General features: G+C 62.8%; 15 protein-coding genes. 7 read left to right on the top strand and 8 right to left on the bottom strand.

Translation table 11 applies throughout. From position 1 onward, the window contains the following. Positions 1–3: 3 nt before the first annotated feature. The 5 genes from kdpB to KBC96_03825 form a co-directional block, all read right to left on the bottom strand. Positions 4–2,073 carry a potassium-transporting ATPase subunit KdpB gene (kdpB, locus tag KBC96_03845; GenBank protein ID MBP6963521.1) on the bottom strand — a complete coding sequence of 690 codons (2,070 nt, stop codon included), beginning with the start codon at positions 2,071–2,073 and terminating at the stop codon, positions 4–6. 32 nt (positions 2,074–2,105) lie between these two features. After that, positions 2,106–3,833, bottom strand: coding sequence for a potassium-transporting ATPase subunit KdpA (gene kdpA / locus KBC96_03840; GenBank protein ID MBP6963520.1), 1,728 nt, complete (start codon positions 3,831–3,833; stop codon positions 2,106–2,108). 19 nt (positions 3,834–3,852) lie between these two features. Beyond that, positions 3,853–3,942, bottom strand: a complete 90-nt coding sequence (gene kdpF, locus KBC96_03835; protein ID MBP6963519.1) for a K(+)-transporting ATPase subunit F — start codon at positions 3,940–3,942, stop codon at positions 3,853–3,855. Between the two features lie 317 nt (positions 3,943–4,259). Continuing rightward, positions 4,260–4,958, bottom strand: a complete 699-nt coding sequence (locus KBC96_03830; protein ID MBP6963518.1) for a response regulator transcription factor — start codon at positions 4,956–4,958, stop codon at positions 4,260–4,262. A gap of 15 nt (positions 4,959–4,973) precedes the next feature. Then, entirely contained in the window at positions 4,974–6,557 is a 1,584-nt protein-coding gene (locus KBC96_03825) for a DUF4118 domain-containing protein (GenBank protein MBP6963517.1), read from the bottom strand. A 164-nt stretch (positions 6,558–6,721) separates the two neighbouring features. On the opposite strand from KBC96_03825, the gene KBC96_03820 reads away from it, so the two are divergent. Together KBC96_03820 and KBC96_03815 are read left to right on the top strand one after the other, a co-directional pair. Next, positions 6,722–7,996, top strand: coding sequence for a 6-phospho-beta-glucosidase (locus tag KBC96_03820; GenBank protein ID MBP6963516.1), 1,275 nt, complete (start codon positions 6,722–6,724; stop codon positions 7,994–7,996). Positions 7,997–8,009: 13 nt separating this feature from the next. Continuing rightward, entirely contained in the window at positions 8,010–9,020 is a 1,011-nt protein-coding gene (locus KBC96_03815) for a kinase (GenBank protein MBP6963515.1), read from the top strand. Positions 9,021–9,053: 33 nt separating this feature from the next. Here KBC96_03815 and KBC96_03810 read toward each other — a convergent pair whose 3' ends face one another. After that, positions 9,054–10,127 (bottom strand): hypothetical protein, encoded by a 1,074-nt coding sequence (locus KBC96_03810; protein ID MBP6963514.1) that lies wholly within the window; start codon positions 10,125–10,127, stop codon positions 9,054–9,056. A gap of 562 nt (positions 10,128–10,689) precedes the next feature. On the opposite strand from KBC96_03810, the gene KBC96_03805 reads away from it, so the two are divergent. The 5 genes from KBC96_03805 (at position 10,690) to KBC96_03785 (ending at position 20,792) form a co-directional block, all read left to right on the top strand. After that, positions 10,690–13,497: a family 10 glycosylhydrolase gene (locus KBC96_03805; protein ID MBP6963513.1), complete on the top strand. Its 2,808-nt coding sequence runs from the start codon at positions 10,690–10,692 to the stop codon at positions 13,495–13,497. A 130-nt stretch (positions 13,498–13,627) separates the two neighbouring features. After that, the gene (locus tag KBC96_03800; GenBank protein ID MBP6963512.1) at positions 13,628–14,653 is read left to right on the top strand and encodes an N-acetylmuramoyl-L-alanine amidase; all 1,026 of its coding nucleotides are present in this window, start codon (positions 13,628–13,630) and stop codon (positions 14,651–14,653) included. A 289-nt stretch (positions 14,654–14,942) separates the two neighbouring features. Then, entirely contained in the window at positions 14,943–18,605 is a 3,663-nt protein-coding gene (locus KBC96_03795; GenBank protein MBP6963511.1) for an N-acetylmuramoyl-L-alanine amidase, read from the top strand. 118 nt (positions 18,606–18,723) lie between these two features. Further along, the gene (locus tag KBC96_03790; protein MBP6963510.1) at positions 18,724–19,743 is read left to right on the top strand and encodes a hypothetical protein; all 1,020 of its coding nucleotides are present in this window, start codon (positions 18,724–18,726) and stop codon (positions 19,741–19,743) included. Continuing rightward, on the top strand, positions 19,743–20,792 hold the full coding sequence (locus KBC96_03785; GenBank protein MBP6963509.1) for a PD40 domain-containing protein: 1,050 nt from the start codon (positions 19,743–19,745) through the stop codon (positions 20,790–20,792). Before KBC96_03790 ends, KBC96_03785 begins: the two co-directional genes overlap by 1 nt. A 72-nt stretch (positions 20,793–20,864) precedes the next feature. Here KBC96_03785 and KBC96_03780 read toward each other — a convergent pair whose 3' ends face one another. Next, complete coding sequence (locus KBC96_03780) at positions 20,865–21,077, bottom strand: DUF378 domain-containing protein (GenBank protein MBP6963508.1); 213 nt, start codon at positions 21,075–21,077, stop codon at positions 20,865–20,867. 241 nt (positions 21,078–21,318) lie between these two features. Further along, positions 21,319–22,783: hypothetical protein (locus tag KBC96_03775; protein ID MBP6963507.1), on the bottom strand; the 1,465-nt coding region annotated here is incomplete at its 5' end.

The following is a 22,783-nucleotide window of genomic DNA, read 5'->3' as shown; positions in this document are numbered from 1 at the left end:
TATCTAACCGGCCAGACCGAGAGCCACCAGAAGCAGATCCAGCAACTTCAGGCCGATGAATGGAGCGATCAACCCTCCCAAGCCGTACACAAGCAGGTTGTTCCTGAGAAGCGCCCCTGCCCCGAGCGGCCGGTATCGCACACCCCTGAGCGCGAGCGGGATCAGAGCGACGATGATCAGCGCATTGAAGATCACCGCGGACAAGACCGCACTGTGCGGGGAGTTCAGATGCGTGATGTTGAGCTTGTTAAGCACCGGGTACGTCCCAGCAAATATCGCGGGGATGATCGCGAAATACTTCGCGACATCGTTAGCGATGCTGAAGGTCGTCAACGCCCCTCGGGTCATCAGCAACTGCTTTCCGATCTCAACAATCTCAATGAGCTTTGTCGGATTGGAGTCCAGATCGACCATGTTCCCGGCCTCCTTGGCGGCGGTCGTGCCTGTGTTCATCGCGACCCCGACGTCGGCCTGTGCAAGCGCGGGAGCATCGTTTGTGCCGTCCCCGGTCATCGCCACGAGCTTGCCCCGCGCCTGCTCCTTCCGGATCAGTTCCAGCTTGTTTTCCGGGCTGGCCTGCGCCAGGAAGTCGTCAACCCCGGCCTCCCGAGCAATCCAAGATGCGGTTATCGGGTTGTCTCCGGTAACCATGACGGTGCGAATCCCCATCGCCCTCAGTTGGCCGAATCGCTCCTGTATGCCCCCCTTGACGACATCCTTGAGGTGGACCACGCCGAGTATCCGATCACCCTCGGCGACTGCAAGGGGAGTCCCTCCCGAACTGCAGATTCGTTTCACGACTACGTCCAACTCAGGCGGCGACTCTCCTCCCTGCTGCCTCACCCAGCAGACCACGGAGTCGACCGCACCCTTCCGGATGTGCCGACCGTTCAGATCAATGCCGCTCATCCTCGTCTCCGCCGTGAACGGTACGAACCGCGCCTCGGCCTCGTTGATGTGCCGCCCTCGGAGCCCGAAGCTGTTCTTCGCGAGCACCACGATGCTCCGCCCCTCGGGTGTCTCGTCGCTGAGAGAAGACAACTGCGCAGCGTCGGCGACCTCGCTCAGTTCGACGCCGGGCATGGGAACGAACTCGCCGGCCTGCCGATTGCCCAGGGTGATCGTACCGGTCTTGTCCAACAATAGGGTGTCGATATCTCCGGCAGCCTCGACGGCGCGGCCGGACATGGCGAGGACGTTGTGTCGGATCAGCCTGTCCATCCCCGCGATGCCGATCGCGGAAAGGAGGCCACCGATGGTGGTTGGTATCAGACAGACGAGCAGAGCGACGAGCACGGAGATCGGCACTGCGCCGCCCGAGTAGATCGCAAACGCCTGGAGGGTCACCGCGACGAGAAGGAAGATGATCGTCAGCCCGGCGAGCAGGATATCCAGAGCCATCTCGTTGGGCGTCTTCCGCCTCGATGCCCCTTCCACCAAAGAGATCATGCAGTCGAGGAAGGTTTCGCCCGGCTCGGAAGTGATTCGCACGACAATCTGGTCTGAGAGTACCTTCGTCCCGCCGGTGACCGCACTCCTGTCCCCGCCGCTCTCGCGGATGACCGGAGCGGATTCACCTGTAATGGCGGACTCATCGACCGATGCGATGCCTTCGATAACATCGCCATCGCCGGGTATGGTCTCGCCCGCGGAGATCACCACGGTGTCGCCTTTCCGGAGCTCCGTGGCCGGTACCCGCCGGATCTCGCCGTCAGCGCGCAGATTCGCCATCGTGTCGGTCTTCATCTTGCGCAGACTATCGGCCTGTGCCTTTCCACGACCCTCGGCCATGGCTTCGGCGAAGTTGGCGAAAAGAACGGTGAACCAGAGCCAAGCCGCTATGCCGCCCAGGAAGGCGATATCGCCCGAGGCCCGCACCAGGGCCAGGAAGACGTAGCCTGTACAGACGGCGCTTCCGACCTCGGTCACGAAAATCACCGGATTGCGGGCGAGGCTTCTCGGGTCGAGCTTCGCGAACGACCGGATCACCGCCTGTTTGATCAACTCGCTCTGCGGCACTCTCCGATTCTTGCCACGGCCTGCACCAAACTCACTTCGCGCGACATCGGTCATGCCTGTTACGTCCACCTCTCGCACCCCTCCAGCTAGAACGTTTGTCCCGCGTGCATCAGGAAATGCTCGACAATCGGGCCGAGCGCATACGCCGGGAAGAAGGTCAACGCCCCAATGATCAGTATAACCGCGACGACCAGGCAGACGAACAGGCCGCCAGTCGTCGGGAATGTGCCACTAGTCTCCGGGACGGTCCTCTTGGCGACCATCGATCCGGCGATCGCCATCGTCGGGATGATGAAGAGAAACCGTCCGATAAGCATGGCCAGACCCAGAATGAGATCGTAGAACGGTGTGCCAGACGTCAGTCCGGCGAACGCGCTTCCGTTGTTACCGCTTGCCGATGTGGCGGAATAGAGTATCTCGGAAAGGCCGTGAGGACCCGCGTTCAGCCGCCCGACAAGCCCCGGCGCGACGCTAGATGCGAGCGCGCCGACACAGAGCACGCTTGCCGCGACGACCAACACTGCCAGCATCGCCATCTTCATCTCCTTCGGCTCGATCTTCTTCCCAAGGTATTCGGGAGTGCGCCCGACCATTAGTCCGGCGATGAAAACCGCGAGAACGGCAAAGACGATAATGCCCAGCATCCCCGCTCCCACGCCGCCGAAGATCACCTCGCCTAGCGCGATGTTCAGCATCAGCATCCCTCCCCCGAGCGGGGTATAGCTGTCGTGCATGCTGTTCACCGCGCCGCAGGACGCATCAGTTGTCATGGTTGCGAAGAGCACCGAGTTGGCAATCCCGAATCGGACCTCCTTGCCCTCCATGTTGCCGCCGCTCTGAGCGGTGCCGGCTGCCTGGTCAACCCCGAGTGAGGCAAGGTTTGGGTTCGCGGCGGACTCCGCCCAGTACGTCACACCAAGTCCGGCAAGAAAGAGAATCATCATCGCGGAAAAGAACACCCATCCCTGACGCTGGTTGCCGGCGAACCGGCCAAAGGTGTACGTGAGCCCCGCGGGGATGGCGAAGATCGAAAGCATCTCGATCAGGTTCGTCAGAGGAGTTGAGTTCTCATAAGGATGGGCGGAGTTCGCGTTGAGGAATCCGCCGCCATTCGTGCCGATCATCTTGATCGCCTCCTGAGATGCGACAGGCCCCTGGGCGATCATCTGGTGTCGGCCCTCCATTGTGGTCGCAACCATGTGCGGGGAGAGGTTCTGTATGACCCCCTGCGACACGAGCGCTAGAGCGCACACGATAGACATCGGTAGCAGGACCCACAGGATGCATCGTGTGATATCCACCCAGAAATTGCCGATCTCGTTAGCTCCGCGGCGCGTGAGTCCCCGGAAGAGTGCTATCGCCAACACGACACCCGTCGCCGCCGAGAGGAAGTTCTGGACGGTCAGCCCTGCCATCTGGGTCAGGTAGCTGGCCGTAGTTTCGCCCGCATAGGCCTGCCAGTTGGTGTTGGAGACGAAGCTCACTGCGGTGTTGAACGCCAGATCCGGGCGGAATCCCCCGAACTGCTGCGGATTGAGCGGATGGACACACTGGAGGCGCAGCACGAGGTAGAGGAAGATCATGCCGACGAAGTTGAAGACGAGCATCGTCGCGGTGTAGGTCGTCCAGCGCATCTCGTCGTTCGGGTCGATTCCGCACGTCCGGTAGATTACGCGCTCGATCGGGCAGAGCGCCGGGTCGAGTAGTGTTCGACCCCCGCTGAACACCCGCGCCATGTACGCGCCGAGCGGTCTCGCAACCATGATGACCAAGGCGACGACGATTCCTATCTGCGCAAGATCGACAGTTCTCATCGGAAGCATCCATTCTCACTCAGAGTCGATCAGGTCTGAGAAGCGCCCAGACGAGGTAGACCAGAAGCCCCACCGCGATCATGCCGACTACCAAGTATTCGATGTTCATCGCGGCTCCCGTATCACAGGCTGTCCGCGCCACGGACGTACCAGAGGCACAGACCGAGAAAGGACATCATGACGACAAGGTACAGGAGATCCGCCATCATCTGAGTCTCCGCCGTCTGCAGGCCTCGCCCCAGCAGGCCAACTGCCAGGAAACATACAGCCGGCAGAGTCCCAGGAAGGCCAGCAGTGCGAGCATTTGAAGGAGTTGTGTAATCATCCGCACCATCTCCATTTCCTCCGCAATGGTATTGTACCAACATGGGGGTAAAATCGAGGTTAAGCAGGGTCGGGCAGGTGTAAAGATTCCATAAATAATGGTCAGGAGATGGAGAATCGGAAGCCGACGCCCGGTTCGGTGAGGATGTAGCGGGGGACCGAGGAATGGGACTCAATCTTCTTGCGAAGATGGCTGATGTGCACCCGCAGCGTCTGAGTGTCCTCGCCGTATTCGGGACCCCAGACCTGCTCCAGGATCATCCTAGAGGTCACGACCCGGTCGGCATTCTGCGCAAGATAGGCGAGAATGTCAAACTCGGTCCGGGTCAACTCGATGTCAGCGCCGGACCGCGTAACGCGGCGGGTTGCGATATCTATCTCCAAGTCCCCGGCGGATATGACCGGAGGGGCCGCCGGGATTCCGGATGCACGTCGAAGGAGGGCCCTGATCCGCGCCAGCAGTTCTCCGGCGGAAAAAGGCTTCGTCAGATAGTCGTCGGCGCCCAGGTCAAGCGCGCTGATCTTGTCCGCATCCCCCGAGCGGACGGATAGCACGAGGATCGGCCCATTGTACCATGCGCGCAGATCCCGGCAGACGTCGAGGCCGCTCGTGCCCGGCATCGAGAGATCCAGTATCACCAGATCAGGACTGTGGTCCACTGCCAGGTCGAGCCCCTCGTCCCCGTCGGCGGCCAGGATGACCTCGTAATGGCGCACGGCCAGGATGGTCTTGAGCGCCCGACGAATCTGCTCTTCGTCGTCAATCACCAGAATCCTGGCGCGTCTCTCAGGTATGCTCATCGCGCTGCGCTCCAACTAAGAATCAGGAAGTAGAATGGCGAACCGAGCGCCGTGCGGCTGCACGTCTTCGACAAAAATACTACCGCCGTGGGACTGAACGATCTCTTTGGCGATGGCAAGACCAAGACCCGTGCCCGAGGCCACGTTCCGGGCAGCGTCGCCTCGATAGAACTTCTCGAAGACACGTGTCCGTTCCTGCGGGCCAATACCCGGCCCGAGATCCTCTACCCAGATCCTGGTCCCAGCCGCGTCGTGGGACGCCCCGACGCACACGGACTTGTCGGGATCGCTGTACGCGAGCGCATTCTCGATGATGTTCTCCAGCGCTCGCGCCCATTGATGGAAATCGACCGAGATCAGCGGCAGATCGTCCGGCACCGAGAAGTCTATTCGCTCCTTGTGCTTGCCCCGGACCCTGGAGACCGCCAGACCGATGATATCGCCGACCTCACAGGGTTCAATCCGCGGCACCCAGGCATTCGACTCCAGCCTCGACAGATCGAGGAGAGAACCTATGCTGTCGTTCAGGCGGTCCAAATCCTCACTGACTGCGCGGAGTTCAGCCCTCATGGCATCGGGGTCCCAGGCGACATCCTCTTCGATCAGACTGGTGATCGTGGCGGTCAGCGCCGCAAGCGGCGTCTTCAGCTCGTGGGAGATCGAGGACATGAACGCGGACTTCAGCCTGTCGGCCTCCTTCAGAGCAGCCGCCTGGTTGGCGGCGTGCTGGAGGCGGCGTCTCTCGCGAAAAGCGGCGGCCTGGTTGACGATGGATACCAGCAGTCTGGCATCGTGCAGGGCGTAGCCCGACCCGTCGGTCTTCTCTCCCACGTAGAGCACCCCCTCAACCCGCGACGCGGTCTGAAGGGGGAGGAACAGGTCTCTGCGAGTACTCCCCGGCACAATGTCGTTGTGGTTGACGGAGATCGGCCACACGCCGAGGTCGCTCCCCGCTGAACCCCTGCCGGCGGGAAGTCCGATCGCCTCTGCATGATCAAAGACCCAGGCGGCCAGCCTGCCGATGTCGTCGGCTGAGTCGGCGGGAAGAGACGGCGATCGTCCGGCACAGGAGAACTGCCCTTCGTCGTCCGAGAGATAGAGCGCAGCGGCGTTCGCGCCCATAGACTGCGCGATCTCCGTCAGCAGCATATCCGTCATCCCGGCAGTGTTCATTTCCGTGACCAGGTGCGAACTGAATCTATTGAGTAACATGGCCTCTCTCTCGCCCAGCAGCGCCTGCAACTCCCTGCGCCTTATGCGGACAGTCTGCATACCCATGGTGATCCCCACCAACAGGAAGACCAGGAGAGAAAGCCAGTCCATCGGATCTGCGACGACCAGTGTGTGATACGGCGGGATAAAGAAGTAGTTCCATGCGAGAAACGACAGCACCGCAGCGACCAGCGCGGGTCGGCTGCCGCTCGTGCCTGCCACAAGGACGATCACCGGAAGATAGAGCAGCGCCCACTGCTGTCTTGCGAAGTAATCACGGCCGGGGTAGAAAACCGCCGTGGCGCTCGCGATACAGAGAACCGCAAACAGATACCCGCGTTTCTGCACCCACGACCGGACCATGTCCATGAATATACCCTTCCCCATAGCAGCCTCGGACGCCTGCATTCTACTCCGATGTTCAATGCTTCGCAACCGCGAAAGACAGTTCTTGCGAGGAGGATGAGAAGCCGTCGAGACGTAATATCCCATGTAGTTGCCATAGAGAGTTCTCCACGGCGTTTGCACTTCATAACGAGGCGGTGGATGGTATGGATGCGTTGAAGATCTGCGTGATCGGTGCGGGAAGCACATATACCCCGGAGCTGATCGAGGGGTTCATCAAGCGGAGGAGGGAACTGCCGGCCACGAGCATCGCTCTGATGGACATTGACAAGGCGAAGCTCAAGATCGTCGGCGGCCTTGCGGCGCGGATGGTCGAGAAGGCCGGAACCGGAGCCAGAGTGCAGCTCGTCACCGACCGCCGCAAGGCCCTGGAGGGCGCGGACTTCGTCGTGACACAGATCAGGGTCGGCGGCATACCCGCCCGCATCAGGGACGAGCACATACCGCTCGAATTCGGAATCCTCGGTCAGGAGACCACCGGTCCGGGCGGGTTCGCGAAGGCGCTCCGGACGGTCCCGGTCATGCTCGACATCGCCCGTGACATCGAGAAGCTCGCGCCGGATGCATGGTGGATCAACTTCACCAATCCGAGCGGCATCATGACCGAGGCGCTTCTCAAGCACACGAAGACCAAGGTGATCGGCCTCTGCAACGTCCCGATCGGTATGACGAAGAGCCTCGCTACGAAGCTCGCAGCTCGGCCGGAGGACCTGCTCCTCGCGTATGTCGGGCTGAACCACCTCAGCTGGGTCACGAAGGTCACGGTCAAGGGCAAGGACGTTACCAAGGAAGCCGTCAGGAAGTCGCTCGCGGGCCGGCCGAAGGAGGACCGCGCGTGGATGAGAACGTACGGTATGATCCCGAACGGATACCTGCATTACTACTACGCGAGGGACAAGGTGTTCGAAGCGCTCATGAAGACCGGGAAGACCCGCGGGGACATCGTGTCGGAAGTCGAGGCCGCTCTGATCGAGAAGTACAAGGATCCGAACTTGAAGAAGAAGCCGAAGGAGCTCGAGAAACGCGGCGGCGCCCATTACTCGACCGCCGCAGTATCCCTGGCCAGCGCGATCTACAACGACAAGAAGGAACTGCACATAGTCAACACACGGAACGGGAGCACGATTCCCTGCCTGCCGTCCGAGTGCGCGATCGAGACGAACTGCGTGGTGGACGGCTCGGGGGCGCATCCCCTGGCGATAGGAGATGTTCCACTGGAGATTCGCGGGCTGCTGCAGGCAGTGAAATCGTACGAGGAACTAGCGGTTCGGGCGGCTGTAACCGGGTCGCGGCGGACCGCCCTGCAGGCGCTGGTGTCGCACCCGCTGGTCCCGTCCTACACGACGGCGAAGTCCCTGCTGGACAGGATACTCGAGGCTAACGCTGAGTATCTGCCGCAGTTCAGGACGGCTGGAAGGTGATCCGGAGGTTTACGTGAGTTACGTCATCGGCGTTGATGCGGGAGGCAGCAAGTCGTTCTGCCTTGCGGCCGACATGGACGGCACGATCGTCGGGTTCGGAAAGGCCGGACCGGGCAGCTACGAAGTCGTCGGCCTGCAGACCGCGAAGGTGAACATACTGAAGTGCGTCGAGCGGGCCCTCCGTCAGGGCGGGCCTGAGAAATCCGATGTCCGGCACGGAGTGTTCGCCCTTGCGGGAGCGGACTTCTACCCCGAGGACTTTGAGATGCTCACCGAGGCGATGGAGGACCTTCACGTCGCCCGAGAATGCACTGTAAAGAACGACTCAATCGCGGGCCTGCGGGCGGGCGTCACTCGCCCGTACGGGGTCTGCGTGATAATGGGCAGCGGTTTCAACGGGGCGGGGATAGGCCTTGACGGCCGAGAGGTACGGTACATATCGGAGGGCTTTCTGTACGGCGACGTCGGCGGAGGGCACACCATAGCCCGGGAGGTGCTGCATCATGCCTACCGATCGTGGGACGGCCGCGGCAGGAAGACCGTTCTGGAGCAGAAGGTGCTTGAGTTCTTCGGCTACGAAGACCTGTACGAGCTTGCGCGATACCTCTACTACAACCGCGAACCGCATCAGAGGATTCCCGGACTCTGCCCGATATGCTTCGAGGCGGCCTTCGATGGAGACGAGGTCGCGAGGGAACTTATCGTGCGGTTCGGCAGAGAGGCCGGCGTCTCCGCAAACGCCCTCATCAGGAAACTGGACCTCTGCGAAGAGGAACTCGAGGTGGTTCTCGCCGGAAGCGTCTTCAAGGGCAAGGGGCCTCTGCTGATCGAGACGGTCAAGCAGACGATCTTGCCCGTCGCACCGAAGGCACGGGTGATCACGCCGAGGTACGAGCCAGTCGTCGGCGCGCTGCTGCTGGCGCTCGACGCAGCAGGGGTCGAGATCACGGGTCAGATCGAGGCGCGGCTCGATGCGACGCTGCCTGCAGAGTGCCTGCGCGAAAGACCGCCCTCGGCGGCCTGAACTGCCAGGCCGGCGTCGCTCACGGCATCGCCTCTACCACCCGTCGGGATCGGCGAGCGCCCGCTCCAGAGCCTCTACGGCGGCTCTCTCCTTCACCAGCGCGTTACGGAGTGCTTCCGCCTGGCACGCGCGCGTCTCAACGGACCACTTCGGGCCCGACGCCACGTTCTGCGGGTATCTGACGCAGGCGCGCGCCTCCTTCAGGACGTCCACTTCCTGCCCGTATAGAGACGCCGCCTCAGCGCAGGAGGCTCTTGCGTCACCCTTGGCCACGGTAGCCACCCAGTTGAGATAGGTCACCGCCGCGTATCTGGCGTCTATGAGGCTGTTGAACAGCCACGCGTTGACGGTCGCTGTGGACTCGAGATCCTTCCCCGACATCGAGCGCAGCCTCCGTGATCTCAAGGCTTCGATCCAGGCGTCCATCGCGGCAAAACCGGCGGCGTACCCTGCGTCCTTCGGCTCAGTATCGCCTCGGGCAAACCCGACGGCCCGCGCGACGGAGTCACGGGCGCCGCGGACGATAGAGGGTGCTTCGCGCCTCCGAAGAAGGACCAACGCGTTGGAGGGGACCTTGTCGCTGGCCGAGTAGTCGTCGGACTCGTCTCCGTACCGCCGGCAGAGAAACGACTCCCCGTCGAACCTGTAGCCCGTCACCAAGCCCCAGTGGTTCGACCGGGAGAGCCCGGCTGCAACCACCGGCACTCCGGCGTCTATACCGCGCACCACGGCCTCACGGCCGCCGTCCGACCAGGAGTACGAGTAACCGACGGCCGCCAGCGCGAAAGAGGCGTGCCGATCGTCAAGCGCGGCGTCGGCGGAGGAAGCGGACCATGCCGGATGGAAGCGAGTGGCAAACGCCGCCCCAGAGACACCCATCAGATAAGGATATGTCGTCTTCTCCCCAACATAGTTCAGGCAGGCGTTCAGCGATCCGATGAACGTGCACATTCCGTCGGTCCACTTCAGCTTCCCGACGCCCTCCAGCCGGCGTCCGGTGGTCGCCAGTTCGGCCGCCGAGTTGCCTTGGTCTTCGGCACTCGCTCCCGGAACAAAGAGCAGGACGAGAGAGAACAGCAGGAACCCCCGCGACAGAGTGAACGGCAATTTGGACGCACCTCCTTCGTGCGGACCCGCCGACAGATTACACCGCGAGGTCTGATCTGTCAATGCGGTCGGACGGGTAACCGAACGCCTTCATGCGAGCGACCGAAAAAAACTGCTGCGGGCACTTGACATTTTGGAGAGTATGGTAGAAAATGTTTCACAGGGATAGTGCGCTGACTGGCCGAGTCCTGTGCGGGTGAGCTCGAACGAGAGCATGAACCGCGCGGGCCCGGCGGAACATCCAGCGCGCTTCGGAAGATCGCGCCCGGAGACACAAGGACCCGGGAAGGGCTCATTCGACCAGCCGCGTTTCTTTCGCCATGCAAGACCAAGCACGACTGATCCTCAACACCGGCGTCCGTGCAGAGTTTGCGCGCGGAGGCCCGATCCAACATCTCTCACAAGCATCTTCCGCACCGCGCCGTTCGTGTCTCCCGGCAGGCCCACGCCCGAATCTCGCCGGTTTGCGCCGCGGCGGGTGCAACACACCAGTCTCTCCACTATCAGCTTCGCTATCGGGAGCGAGATGGGCTCCCCCGACCATCGAAAGGAGTGCTATCAGATGTCGGACACGAAATGGGCAGTGATTCTTCTGCTCGCGCTGGCTCTCGCGTGCGCTGCCGCACCCGCAGGAGCCGCCGAGCACCGGGCGTTCTGGGTAGACGCCTGGGGGTCGGGCTATGAAAACCCGACGGCGACCACCGCCATGCTCGACTACGCAGCGGCGTGCAACGCCAACACCGTCATCGTCGAGATGCGCAAGCGAGGTGACGCTTACTACACCTCGTCGTACGAGCCGACGGGGATCAACGTCACGCCGCAAGCAGGTTACGACTGCCTGGCGGACATCGTGGCGAAGGCCCATGCGCGGGGGTTGGAGGTCCACGCATGGGTGGTGGTCGGACGCGTATGGACCAGCCAGACTCCTCCCGCGACCACAGTACCCAACCACGTCTTCAACACGCACCCGGAGTGGTTCTCCCTCACCGACACCGGCGCGATGTTCGACGGGAGCAACATGAGCTACCTGGACTTCGGGCACCCGGAAGTCGAGAACTGGCACACCAACGTGTTCATGGAGATCATCAACAACTACGACATTGACGGTTTCTGCCTTGACTACATCCGCTACCCGGGCACGACTTGGGGCTACAACCCCACCTCCGTGGCTCGATACAACGCGGAGTACGGTCTCTCGGGACAGCCTTCGAGCGGCGACGCTCAGTGGTCCAACTGGAGGCGCGACCAGGTGACAAACCTGGTCAAGAGAATGTACCTTGAGGCCAAGGCGGTCAAGCCGACCATCAAGATGGGCGCCGCGATATGGAACTCCTCGACCACGGGCAGCAACACCTACTTCCAGAACTGGGACCTCTGGATGCAGAAGCACTACCTGGACTACGGAAGCCCGATGGCCTACACGGCCACAAACAGCACCTTCAACGGCTGGGTCGACACGTACGCCAACCAGCAGTACGGCCATCACATCTACGTTGCCCAGGGGTCGTACCTGAACACGGTCTCCAACTCCATGACGCAGATCGCCTACGCGCAGGCCAAGCCGCTGCCGGGCGTACAGGCTTACAGCTACAGGGTGACGAACAGCGGCACCGTAGACAGGGACGCCTTCAAGGCCGCGCTGCTGGCGGGCCCGTTTGCGACTCCGCAGGCAGTGCCGACCATGAGCTGGATAGCCAGCCCGACCCTCGGGTTCCTGAAGGGGACGGTCAAGAACTCCTCCGGCGCGGTCGTCTACCCGGCGACCGTGACGGTGTCCACCCAGTCCGCGAAGAACAGCGGCACGGGGTTCTACGGCTTCGTGGACCTTGCCCCCGGAACGTATACCGTGACGGCTTCGGCGGCAGGCTATACGAACGGCACCGGTCAAGTCACGATCACGGCCGGGCAGGTTGCGACTCTCAACCTCGTTGTCGGAACGGACGCCGCGCCCCCGATGATCTCGGGTGTAGGGGCGACTGACGTGCAGGCGACGAACGCCAAGATTCAGTGGGCGACCGACGAGGCCGCGACAAGCCAGGTGGAGTATGGGCCGACCACATCTTACGGCAGTCTGACCACCGAGAATCCCGCGCTAGTCACTTCTCACACGGTACAGCTAACCGGCCTGACCGCGAGCACGCTCTATCACTATCGCGTCAAGTCGAAGGACGGCGCCGGCAACCAGGCCGTGTCGGGCGACTACACGTTCACGACCGCCGCCGGCGACACCGTCGCCGACATCATCATAGACAACCCGGCCTGCACGCTCTCCGGGGCGTGGACCACGGGTACTGCCGCAACTGACAAGTACGGCAGCGACTACTATTACTGCACCACGGCCACCAGCGAGACGAAGTGGGCGAGATGGACGCCGAGCATCCTCACGGCGGGCAGCTACGACACGTACTGCTGGTACCCGCAGGGGAGCAACCGCTCGACCAAGGCCCCATACACGGTCTACTGGAACGGCGGCAGCCAAACTGTGAACGTGAACCAGCAGACAGGAGGCGGGCAGTGGAATCTCCTCGCCGCCGCCAAGCCGTTTGCAGTCGGCACCGCAGGATACATAAAACTCGGAAACGGGACCAACGAGACGTCGCTGAACGTCATGGCCGACGCGGTGAAGTTCGTCTACTGCGCGCCCGACACGCAGGCCCCTACGGTTCCGACCGGCCTCACGGCCACTGCGGTCTCGCAGACCCAGATCAACCTGACCTGGAACGCTTCGACCGACAACGTCGGAGTGGCGGGGTACAAGGTCTTCCGCGGAGGGTCGCAGATCGGCACGAGTGGGACCACCAGCTACTCCGACACCACTTGTTCGCCGAGCACGACCTACACCTACACGGTGAGCGCGTACGATGCGGCGGCTAACGAATCTGCACAGAGCGGCCCGGCCCAGGCGACGACTCCAGGCGGCGTGCAGGTGAAGAACTATGCCCCGACATCCATCACGAGAACCAGGGGTACCGTGGTGTCCGGAGGAGTCGGCAATCTCGCGGCCAACGACTCGTCGTACTACGTCCTCAACGCGGCCAGGGTCAGCAAGAACTACCTGGTCGACTGGTACGCCGCGGTGACGATATCGGAGGCCCCGGCGAGTGTCAGCAAGCTGACGCTGACCTTCGACGGCAAGCTCTCCGCTTCGCTCAATCAGAAGCTCTACGCGTACAACTGGACCACGTCTTCGTGGGTGCAGATAGACAGCCGCACGGTGGGCACGACCGACACTACCGTGAACTGGACCACCACCTCGCCCGCGGCCTACATCTCTTCGACCGGAGGAATCAGGCTGAGACAGTACGTGACGAGGACCTCGAGCTACTCGAGCTCGAGCGACTTCGTCCGATTCACAGTGGAGTACCAATAGCGACAGGGACCGTCGGCGTCCGTTTCGACGCCGATTCCGACACTACAGGGAGGTGGTGCGAAGGAGAACTGGCAAGTAGGAGTGCATATCTGCTTGGTTTGCTGGGTAAGCGAAAAGGAGGATTCAACAGATGAAGAAGGTACTCACAATCGCTCTGATGACGGCGTTTGTTCTGTCCGCCGGCTTCGCCTTCGGCGGGGTGGCGGGGCAGAAGATCTGCATCGACCCGGGCCACGGCGGGTCCGATCCGGGCGCGGTTGGCAACGGCCTTCAGGAGAAGACGATCAACCTCGACATCGGCAACAGAATGAACAGCCTCTTCGTTCTGGACGGCGCCAGCACGAAGAGGACCCGTTCGACCGACGTGTACGTCTCGCTCCAGGGACGCTGCGACATTTCGAACAACTTCGGCGCTAACAGATTCATATGCACCCACTGCAACGCGGGCGGCGGCTACGGCACGGAGACGTTCTCGTACTCGTCGTCCGGGACTGCAGCGGATCTGCGAAACAGGGTCAATCCCGAGATCGTCTCGCACATGGGGACCTACAACCGCGGCGTCAAGACCGCCAACTTCTACGTGCTGGTCAACACCGTCGCGCCGGCGATCCTGGGAGAGGTGGCATTCATAGACAATGCCGGGGACGCAGCGAAACTGGGCAACGCCAGCTACCGTCAGGAGGCTGCACGCGCCTACCTTCACGGCACTCAGAGCCACTACGGCGAGACCCCGCACGACCCGGCCACGGTTGCTGACATCATCATTGACAACACCAGCGGGTCGTTCTCGTGCAGCGCCAACTGGTCGACCGGCACCTCCTCGACCGACAAGTACGGTACGAGTTACAGGTTCCGCAGCACCGCGGCCGTCTCCGACGCAGCGTCGTTCACGCCGAACATCACAGCGTCGGGCTCCTGGACGGTCTACGCATGGTGGCCGCAGGGGACGAACCGCTCGCCGTCCGCGCCTTACCTGGTGACCAACACCGGCGGAACGACTACCGTCTCGGTCAACCAGCAGGTGAACGGCGGGAAGTGGAACAGCCTCGGCGCGTTCAACCTCGGGACCGGGACCGGCTACCCGACGAAGCTCTCCTGCTGGACAGGAAGCGGATACGTCGTGGTCGCCGACGCGGTCAAGTGGCACAAGAACTGACATCTCGCGATCGTCGTCCGGGGAGGCTCGGAGCCTCCCCGGACCGTCCGCCCGAGCCCCTGGAGAGAGGTTCCGGCGGACGCCGGAGGACGCGAAACCCGGTATTGTTGCCTGTTCTGGGCTGTCCGGGTGGAAATGTGTGCCATGACGGCTAGAGTGGAGTAGTGGCGCTCAGGTCATCCCCGCGCCGCCGCTCCGCGCCAGGGGCTGCGAACGAATCCCCAAGTTCCGTGACGCGTCGGCGAGACCCCGTGATCGCTACGCAAGTTATCTAGAGAGGTGCTGAAACATGAGAATGACCACTCTGCTTGTCAGCCTGTTGCTCTGCGCAACGTGCTGCCTGCCGCTATCAGCCACGCTTTCCGGGGCAAAGATATGCATAGACCCGGGGCACGGCGGGTCGGACCCCGGCGCGGTCGGCAACGGACTCAGGGAATCCGACATCAACCTGGACATAGGCCTTCGAACCAGGGATATGTTCCAGCTCGATGCCGCAACCGTCGTGATGACCAGAACGACGGACACCTACGTGTCGCTGCAGGGCCGATGCGACATCGCGAATAACTTCGGCGCGCACAGGTTCCTCTGCACGCACTGCAACTCCTTCAGCGACCCCTCGGCGAACGGGACCGAGACCTTCTGCCACCCAGACGACAGCTCGACGGCGTACGACCTCAGGAACAGGACGAACGCCGAGTTGGTGTCGCACATGGGCACTTACAACCGCGGGAACAAGACGGCTACCTTCTACGTTCTCTCGTACACGAACATGGCGGCGATACTCGCCGAGGTGGCATTCATCAGCAATCCGACCGACGCCTCAAAGCTCGGCAACCCCGCCTATCGGCATGAGGCCGCGAGAGCCTACCTGCACGCGATGCAGGCCCACTACGGGCAGCCGGTCTACGACGTGGGCGGCGTGGCACTCGATTCGTCCTACAACAACCAGTCGTACCAGGCGACGATGATGGCCGGCAGCACCGCCATCGTCTGGGTGGAGTACAAGAACACCGGCACGGAGACATGGTACACCGGCGGAAGCAACCCGGTGCGGCTCGGGACCTGGAACCCGCAGGACAGGAGCAGCCCGTTCTACACCGCCGGCAACTGGATAGGACCGAACCGACCGACCAGCCTCGACCAGAGCTCCGTGGGGCCGAACGGAATAGGACGCTTCAGCTTCATCATGACGGCGCCGCAGACCCCGGGCGTCTACACCGAGTACTGGCGGCTCGTTAAGGAAGGCACCGCATGGTTCGGATACGGCGGCGTCTATTTCCAGATCACCGTTACCCCGGCAAAGGGGACTATCACCGGCACGGTGCGTAACGCGGCCAACGGCCAAGTCATCTCGGGAGCCGACGTCTCCGTCAGCGGCGGGGCATCCACCACAACCAACAGTTCCGGGGTATATACATTCAGCAACCTCGACGCCGCGACCTACACGCTTACGGTCTCGAAAGCCGGCTTCGCTTCCGCCTCCGGGACGGCTGCGGTAACTGCGGGCCAGACGACGACCAAGGACTTCAGCCTTACCCCGACGGATACCACCGCGCCGACAAACCCGTCGGGGCTGACCGCGGTCGGCGCGTCCCCGTCACAGATCAACCTGTCGTGGAGCGCATCTACCGACACCGGCGGCTCGGGGCTGGCGGGCTACATAGTCTACCGCAACAGCGCCGAGGTCGGCAGGACGTCCTCGACGATTTACCAGGACAACGGGCTGACCCAGAACACGAGTTACAGCTACTTCGTGAAGGCATACGACGTCGCCGGCAACGTGTCAGGGGCCTCGAACACGGCGACGGGAGGCACGCATCCCAGCACGGTGCCGATTTTCCAGGACGGCTTCGGCTCCATAGACGGCAACCTCTGGCAAGCCATCGTACAAAGTCCCATGACCTCCCCGAATCCACCGGTCTGGGACGGCGGGGTGAACCACGGAACGTTTGCCGGAAGCGGGTCGATCAGAACTGTTGACTCCGGCATCTCGACTCTGGGATGTCTGCTCGGCCATACCTTCACGCCCGCTTTCGCGGCGGCGAAGTTCGAGAGCTGGTTCTACGACCCTGCGTCGTACGACAGCAGCCGGCAGGGACTCCAGGTCAGGTGCCTCGACGGATCCGGCGCGGTCAAGGCGATATACTATCTCGGCACTTACTCCGTGGCGCCGGGATCGTTCAGCACCTACAGCGGCGGGTACTACAAGGTGTGCGGTGCGGGGTGCACCGGATGGTACTGGCCGGGAGCGGCGGCCAGGGCTCGGGCCGTCGGATGGCACAAGCTGACGATAGACGTCCAGCCATACACCGGGTCCGGAAACGAGGTGGCGTTCTACATTGATGACTCGCTTGTGTGCACGGCGGAGAGAACCATCGACACCCAGACTTTCGGGATGAGTATGGTAGCCTACGGGTTTCACTATCGGGTGAACCAGACCGCATGGTTCGACGACTGCGCGATGTACGCGACGGCGCCGACCCCTCCCACCATGGGCGCGCCGGTCGCCCTCTCCACGAGCAGCATCCGCTGGACCCTTACCGACACCTCCAACAGGGAGATGGGGTTCAGGCTGCTCGACGCAGGCCAGACCGTGAAGGGGACGGCTAACGTTCAGAACGGGACAGGCACGGTCTTCAGCCTTGACGAGTCCGGCCTCGCGCCGAACACGGCCTACACCCGTTACGCGAAGGCGTACAACGGCACGCTGAACAGCCTGTCTTCGGCCGCGGCGACCAGGTGGACGCTCTCGGTGCCGCCGAGTTCATCGAACGTCGCCTGCAACCGGTCGGTCTCCACCTGGTACGGAACACCCGACTTCGCGTTTGCCGCGGTGGGCGGGTTCGGCGACGGCCGCGTGGACTCGTACCGCTACGCGTGGAACCAAAGCGGCACGCATTCCTTCACCGGCTCGGAGTCCGTCTGGTCGAGCGGCGACCTTCCATTGGCCGCCACTTCAGGAGGAAGCTGGTACCTTCACCTCCAGGGATTGAACGCCGACGGCGTGCCGAACGGGACGGCTGATCTCGGCCCGTATCAGTATGACATTACACCGCCGACTGCACCGGTCGTACTGGACGAAGGGAAGTACAGCGCCTCCAAGACCCGGCTCGGGGCTTCATGGTGGGGAGCGGACGACTCGGAGTCCGGGATCACTAAGTATTGGTATGCGATCGGCACGAACCCGGGCGCGACGGATGTGCTCGGCTGGACGCAGGCCGCGTCGCAGTCGGCCGAGGAGAACGGCCTCTCCCTGAGCGTTGGACAGACGTATTACTTCTCCGTCAAGGCAGAGAACGGTCTCGGGCTTCAGGGGGCCATCGGCATGTCCGACGGCATTCAGGTCGTGCAGGCCGTTGCGAATATAGCGGAGGCCAAGGGCTTCCCCGACGGTACGCTTCTCGCCATACTCACGGGTGTGGCCGCAGCCGACTTCTCGGGTGAGTTCTACATCGAGGAGAGCGACAGATCATCCGGAATGCGGGTGGAAGGCGTCGGCCCGGGCGAAGGATACGCGCTGACCGTCGCGGGAACAATGGCGACCGTCGGGGGCGAGCGGACCATGCAGGACGCGTCAATCTACTCCGGCGGCGCGGCGGGAGTTCCCGCCTCGATCCTCCTCGGCAACCGCTATCTCGGAGGCGGATCGCTCAACACCTATACGCCCGGACTCGCCGGCGCGCAGGGCCCGAACAACGTCGGGCTTCTGGTCTCCACCGCAGGACGCGTCACGCACTCGGAGCCCGGATTCTGCTACATTGACGACGGATCCAACCTCGACGACGGGTCCGGCTTCATCGGGGTGAAAGTAGATACGACAACGCTGGCATCTCCGCCGGCAGTCAACCAGTACGTCAGGATCACCGGCGTGAGCAGCGTCGAAACCGCGGGAGCCGACCTTATCAGGCTGCTTCGACCGCGACGCGATTCGGACGTCGTAACGTATCAGTAGAGTTCGCCGAGAGGGATACCCCACGGCACGGGGCACTCGGGTATCCCTCTCCAATCCATACCCGTTCCAGCACAACCCGTCTCGCGCGCTCCGGAGAGGAACGTGCACAGGAGTGATCATGCCAAGCATCCGCCGTTCTCTTACAGTGGTCTCAGCCTTCCTGCTCCTCTCGTCCGCAGCGCTGGCGGTTGACGCCCAGACTTCGGCGGACGAAGGCGGAGCAGTAGCATCACCTCCCGAGAGCCTGCGACTCGAGTACAAGTTCAAACCCGGTGAGTACCAACGGTACGACATGACCATCATCGGCAAGGGTTCCTTCCGCCTCGCGGGCCAGACCGAGAAGTCCAAACTCGAGACCAGGAGCGAACTCACGTTCCTCCAGCGCGCCAAGACCGAGTCACCGGAGGGCGGCCCATGGACGATGGAATGGCACATGATAAGGGGAGCGCTCACCCTGCCCGACTTCGGCGAGATCACACTCACGATACCGTCCCTGCGATTCGAGATGGACAAGGCCGGAAAAGTCAGCAAGCTGAGCGGCCTGGAGGAGCTCGCCGTGTCCGCCGACTCCCAAGGTCAGCAGGAGATGTCGAAGACACTGACGCAACTCATTTCGACCGGTTTCCCTGATAAGGAACTCAAAGCCGGAGACACGTGGGAACACGAGTACAAGATAGAACTGCCCGGGCAGGACCCGATCACGGCAAAGGCAACGTCCCGGCTCGAAGGCTTCGAGGTTCTGGATTCGGCGGACTGCGCCAAGATCACAACGAGCTACGAGACGCCGTTCAAACTGAAACCCGGCAACTCGCCGGAGGGAGAGCCGAATGCCGCGGCTACCGCCGAAGTGGATGCTCGAGTCCTGTCCGGCACCGAGAGGGGCGAGTTCTACATGCACTTCGCATACGAGGAGGGAAGGATAGCGCGGGTTTCCGGTACGGTCGAGATAACCGCGGACCTGGGTGCGAATAGGATTGATGCCTCAGAGGCGGCGGCACCGGCTGACACGCATCCCGAAGTCGCGGAGCAGTTCAAGAAGGAACAGGAACTGCTGGCTCACGACGTCGGCATGAGGTTCACGATGACATCGGTCTACAACCCGAAGCTTCCCGGTTCGGCGCTCCAGGAGGAAAAGTGATGAGAGCGTGCAGGCGATTGACTTGGCTCTCGGCGGCCGCCTTTCTGGCCGCCCTGCCGAGCACGGCAGCGGCATTCACCCTCGGCGACAGCGTGAAGCTCGGCCTGCAGGGAGTATACGCCTCGCCGAAGTGGGCTCCGGACGGACAGGGCATCGCGCTCGCCGGCGACAAGTACGGCGGGCTGTACATCGCAGACGTCTACGGCAATCTGCGCCAGATATCCGACGCGCCTCTCGCAGGCTGGAAGTTCGCCTGGTCGCCCGACGGCCGGAACATCGCATACCGCACGAGGGACGAGGAGGGAATGGGCATGCGCCTGAACGTCGCCGGGCGCGACGGGGAGAGTCGGGAGATCACCCCGACCCTGAACGATCTGCTCCCTCCGACGTGGGACAAGGACGGCATCACCTATCGTTCGGGAGACGAACTGGTCACCGTTGACAAGGACGGCAAGGTACTGCGCTCGCGGAGCCTGTCCGGGGGCAACGGCACTCTCTCAAAGGCCGCCGCGGTCACCGGAGCGATGCTGATGGGCCGGATCACCGGGGCCACGTTCACCGCGCTCGGCCTGCTGGTCTCGCAGCCTCGAAAGTCCGATGCCGCGCTCTCCGCGGGAAGCCTGTACACCGACCCGGACAACCTGCTCTGGGTCGTGGACGAGAACGGCAACCGCAGGAAACTCCTCGACGTAGAAGGTGAACCCGGGTATTTCAACCCCGTCGGCGATGGAAGAGGCGACTATGCGGTCAGCGGGTTGAGCGGCAACCTCTACATCGCGAGCAGCGACACCACGAACGTGATAGAACTCGGCAACGGCTCCAACCCGGCCTGGTCGCCGGACGGGGCCTACATCGTTTTCGAGAGGACGACGGACGACGGGCACGAGATCACATCATCAGACCTGTGGATCGCCAGCGACGACGGCACGGTCGTGCAGAGGCTGACCGACACCCCCGAAATCGAGGGCCAGCCGTCCTGGTCACCCGACGGCAAGTGGATAGCATACATCGTGGACGGCGTCGTTCACCTGGCCCCTATCGGGCAGTAGAACAAGAGCCTGACGGGCCGGAGCGCCGAGCCGTCGCGTTTCGACCGGGCAAGAACGGCGCGCCGGGCCGCGTCACGCGCCGTACAACCTGAGCTTCCATGCTAGGTAGGCCAGAACGTGGACCAGCGCCGCAAGGCCGACGAGGGCATACACGACCCGGGACAGCACGCTCTTCTTGCCGAAGATCGCCTCCACCAGATCGAACCCGAAGAATCCCACCAGACCCCAGTTGAGCGCCCCTATGACTATGAGCGCCTTGCAGACCTGAAGCACATAATAGAACATGCTCGCACCTCCCGTGCGGAATGCAGGCCGCGCACGCAGGAACCGCCCCAGACGGCAGGTTCCACTGCACGACGGCCTCTGTCACGTCAACAGGTTCGCCCACGGAACGCGGTGTTCCTGCCGTGAGTCTGCATGAGTATCCGCCGGCGTCTCACACCGCTAAATCCGTCATCACGGAGAGACAGAAGTTGGGGCGAGAGTGTGAGTCCCGCCCCAAGCCCACGAACCGATATCGGATTCCTCAGTTCTTCTTCTGTACTCCGCTCGCACTCGCCACGCGGATCAGCGCCTTGCGACCCGAACCGTCGTACTCGAGAGACGAGATACCCGTGACGATCACGGTGTCTCCCGCTGAGAGACCAGAGAGGTCAACCCCGTATGCGATGACCTTGATCGGCCCTCCAGACGACCCGTCTTCCACGAAGAACTGATAATCCTCGAGACCAGACACCCTGCCGATGACCTTCACCAGCAGGCCGACGTTGTTCGGCCCGATTCCGCCCGTGACGCCGAAGGTCCAGGCGTTGAGATCGCCGCCACCGACGTTCCTGGACAGCATCAGTACGCCGTCCGGCCCAGAGCCGGACTCCGGAATCGAGAGGATGGAGGTGACCGGTTCCATTATGGCGCGTTCACCCATGGCGTTCGCGCCCATGACACCGCCGATGGTCACCAGCGATCCGGCCTTCGGTCCGGCTCCCATAACCAGAATTCCGGAAGACCGGTCGAGTTCCTGGATATAGTAGCTGTTCATGAAGTCAGCGGAAATGGTCTTGCCGGCCAGAGTGACCGGTGTCCCGTCCGCCAGGGCCTTCGCCGCCGAGATAGTCATTGACGCTCCGGAGAGCTGGATGCCGTCGGATGACCCGACGTCACCCCAGGCGCCGGCCCCGTTCTTTGCCATCACTGAGACGTAGTACGTGAGCCCCTCCTGCAGTCCGGGCTCCGGGATGCTGATCGCAGCTTCCTCGGCCGTTCCGGCAGAGGTCCAGGCGACTACGTCATCGCCCCCGACCGCAGTGCCGACCGCGTACCGGTATTCCACGATGCCTGTCTCCGCATCGGATGCGTACCAGATCACGTGCAGGCGATCCTTATCGGCAGTGTAAGGCCCATCGTCAATCACTGTCGTGACCGGCGCGGTGCCGTCGTATTTGAAGGTGAAGAGTGTCACCCAGTCGGGCGACCGGTTGCCTGCGCCGTCCACCGCGCAGACCCTCAGGTAGTAAGTCCCGGTGTCTGCCGCTGGGGGATCGTACGCCGCCGCGGTCACCTGATTCTCCGACGTGCCGTCGTCGGCCTCGCCGAAGTACACGTAGTACCCGCCGATTCCCGAGAGCGCGTCCGATGCGCCGCTCCACGTGAACGACGGGTCGGATACCAGCGACTGCCACTCGCCGTCCGCGGCCCCGCCGACCTCGACCGCCGACGTCGGGTTCTCCGGCGGAGTCCCGTCGAAGTTGTACGGCCCGAGCGCGAGCGTCCCGTTCGCATCGCCCTGCGCATTCAGCCCCTGTACGTGCAGATACCATCCGCCGTCGGCCGACGCCGCCGCGACCAGATCACTCGTGTTCCATATCGGCTCGGCGCCGGTGAACGTGTATCCCGCGCTCTGCACCCACGCGTATCGGTATCCGGCAACCGTCCCGGCCCCGAACCCGCCGACCGCCGTGAACGTGAACTCAGGCGTGCCGTACCATGTCCCG

The sequence above is a fragment of the Armatimonadota bacterium genome, assembly GCA_017993055.1.
GTDB lineage: Bacteria > Armatimonadota > UBA5829 > DTJY01 > DTJY01 > JAGONM01.
Note: the sequence above shows the minus strand (reverse complement) of the source record. Positions and strands in the feature narration are given on the sequence as shown.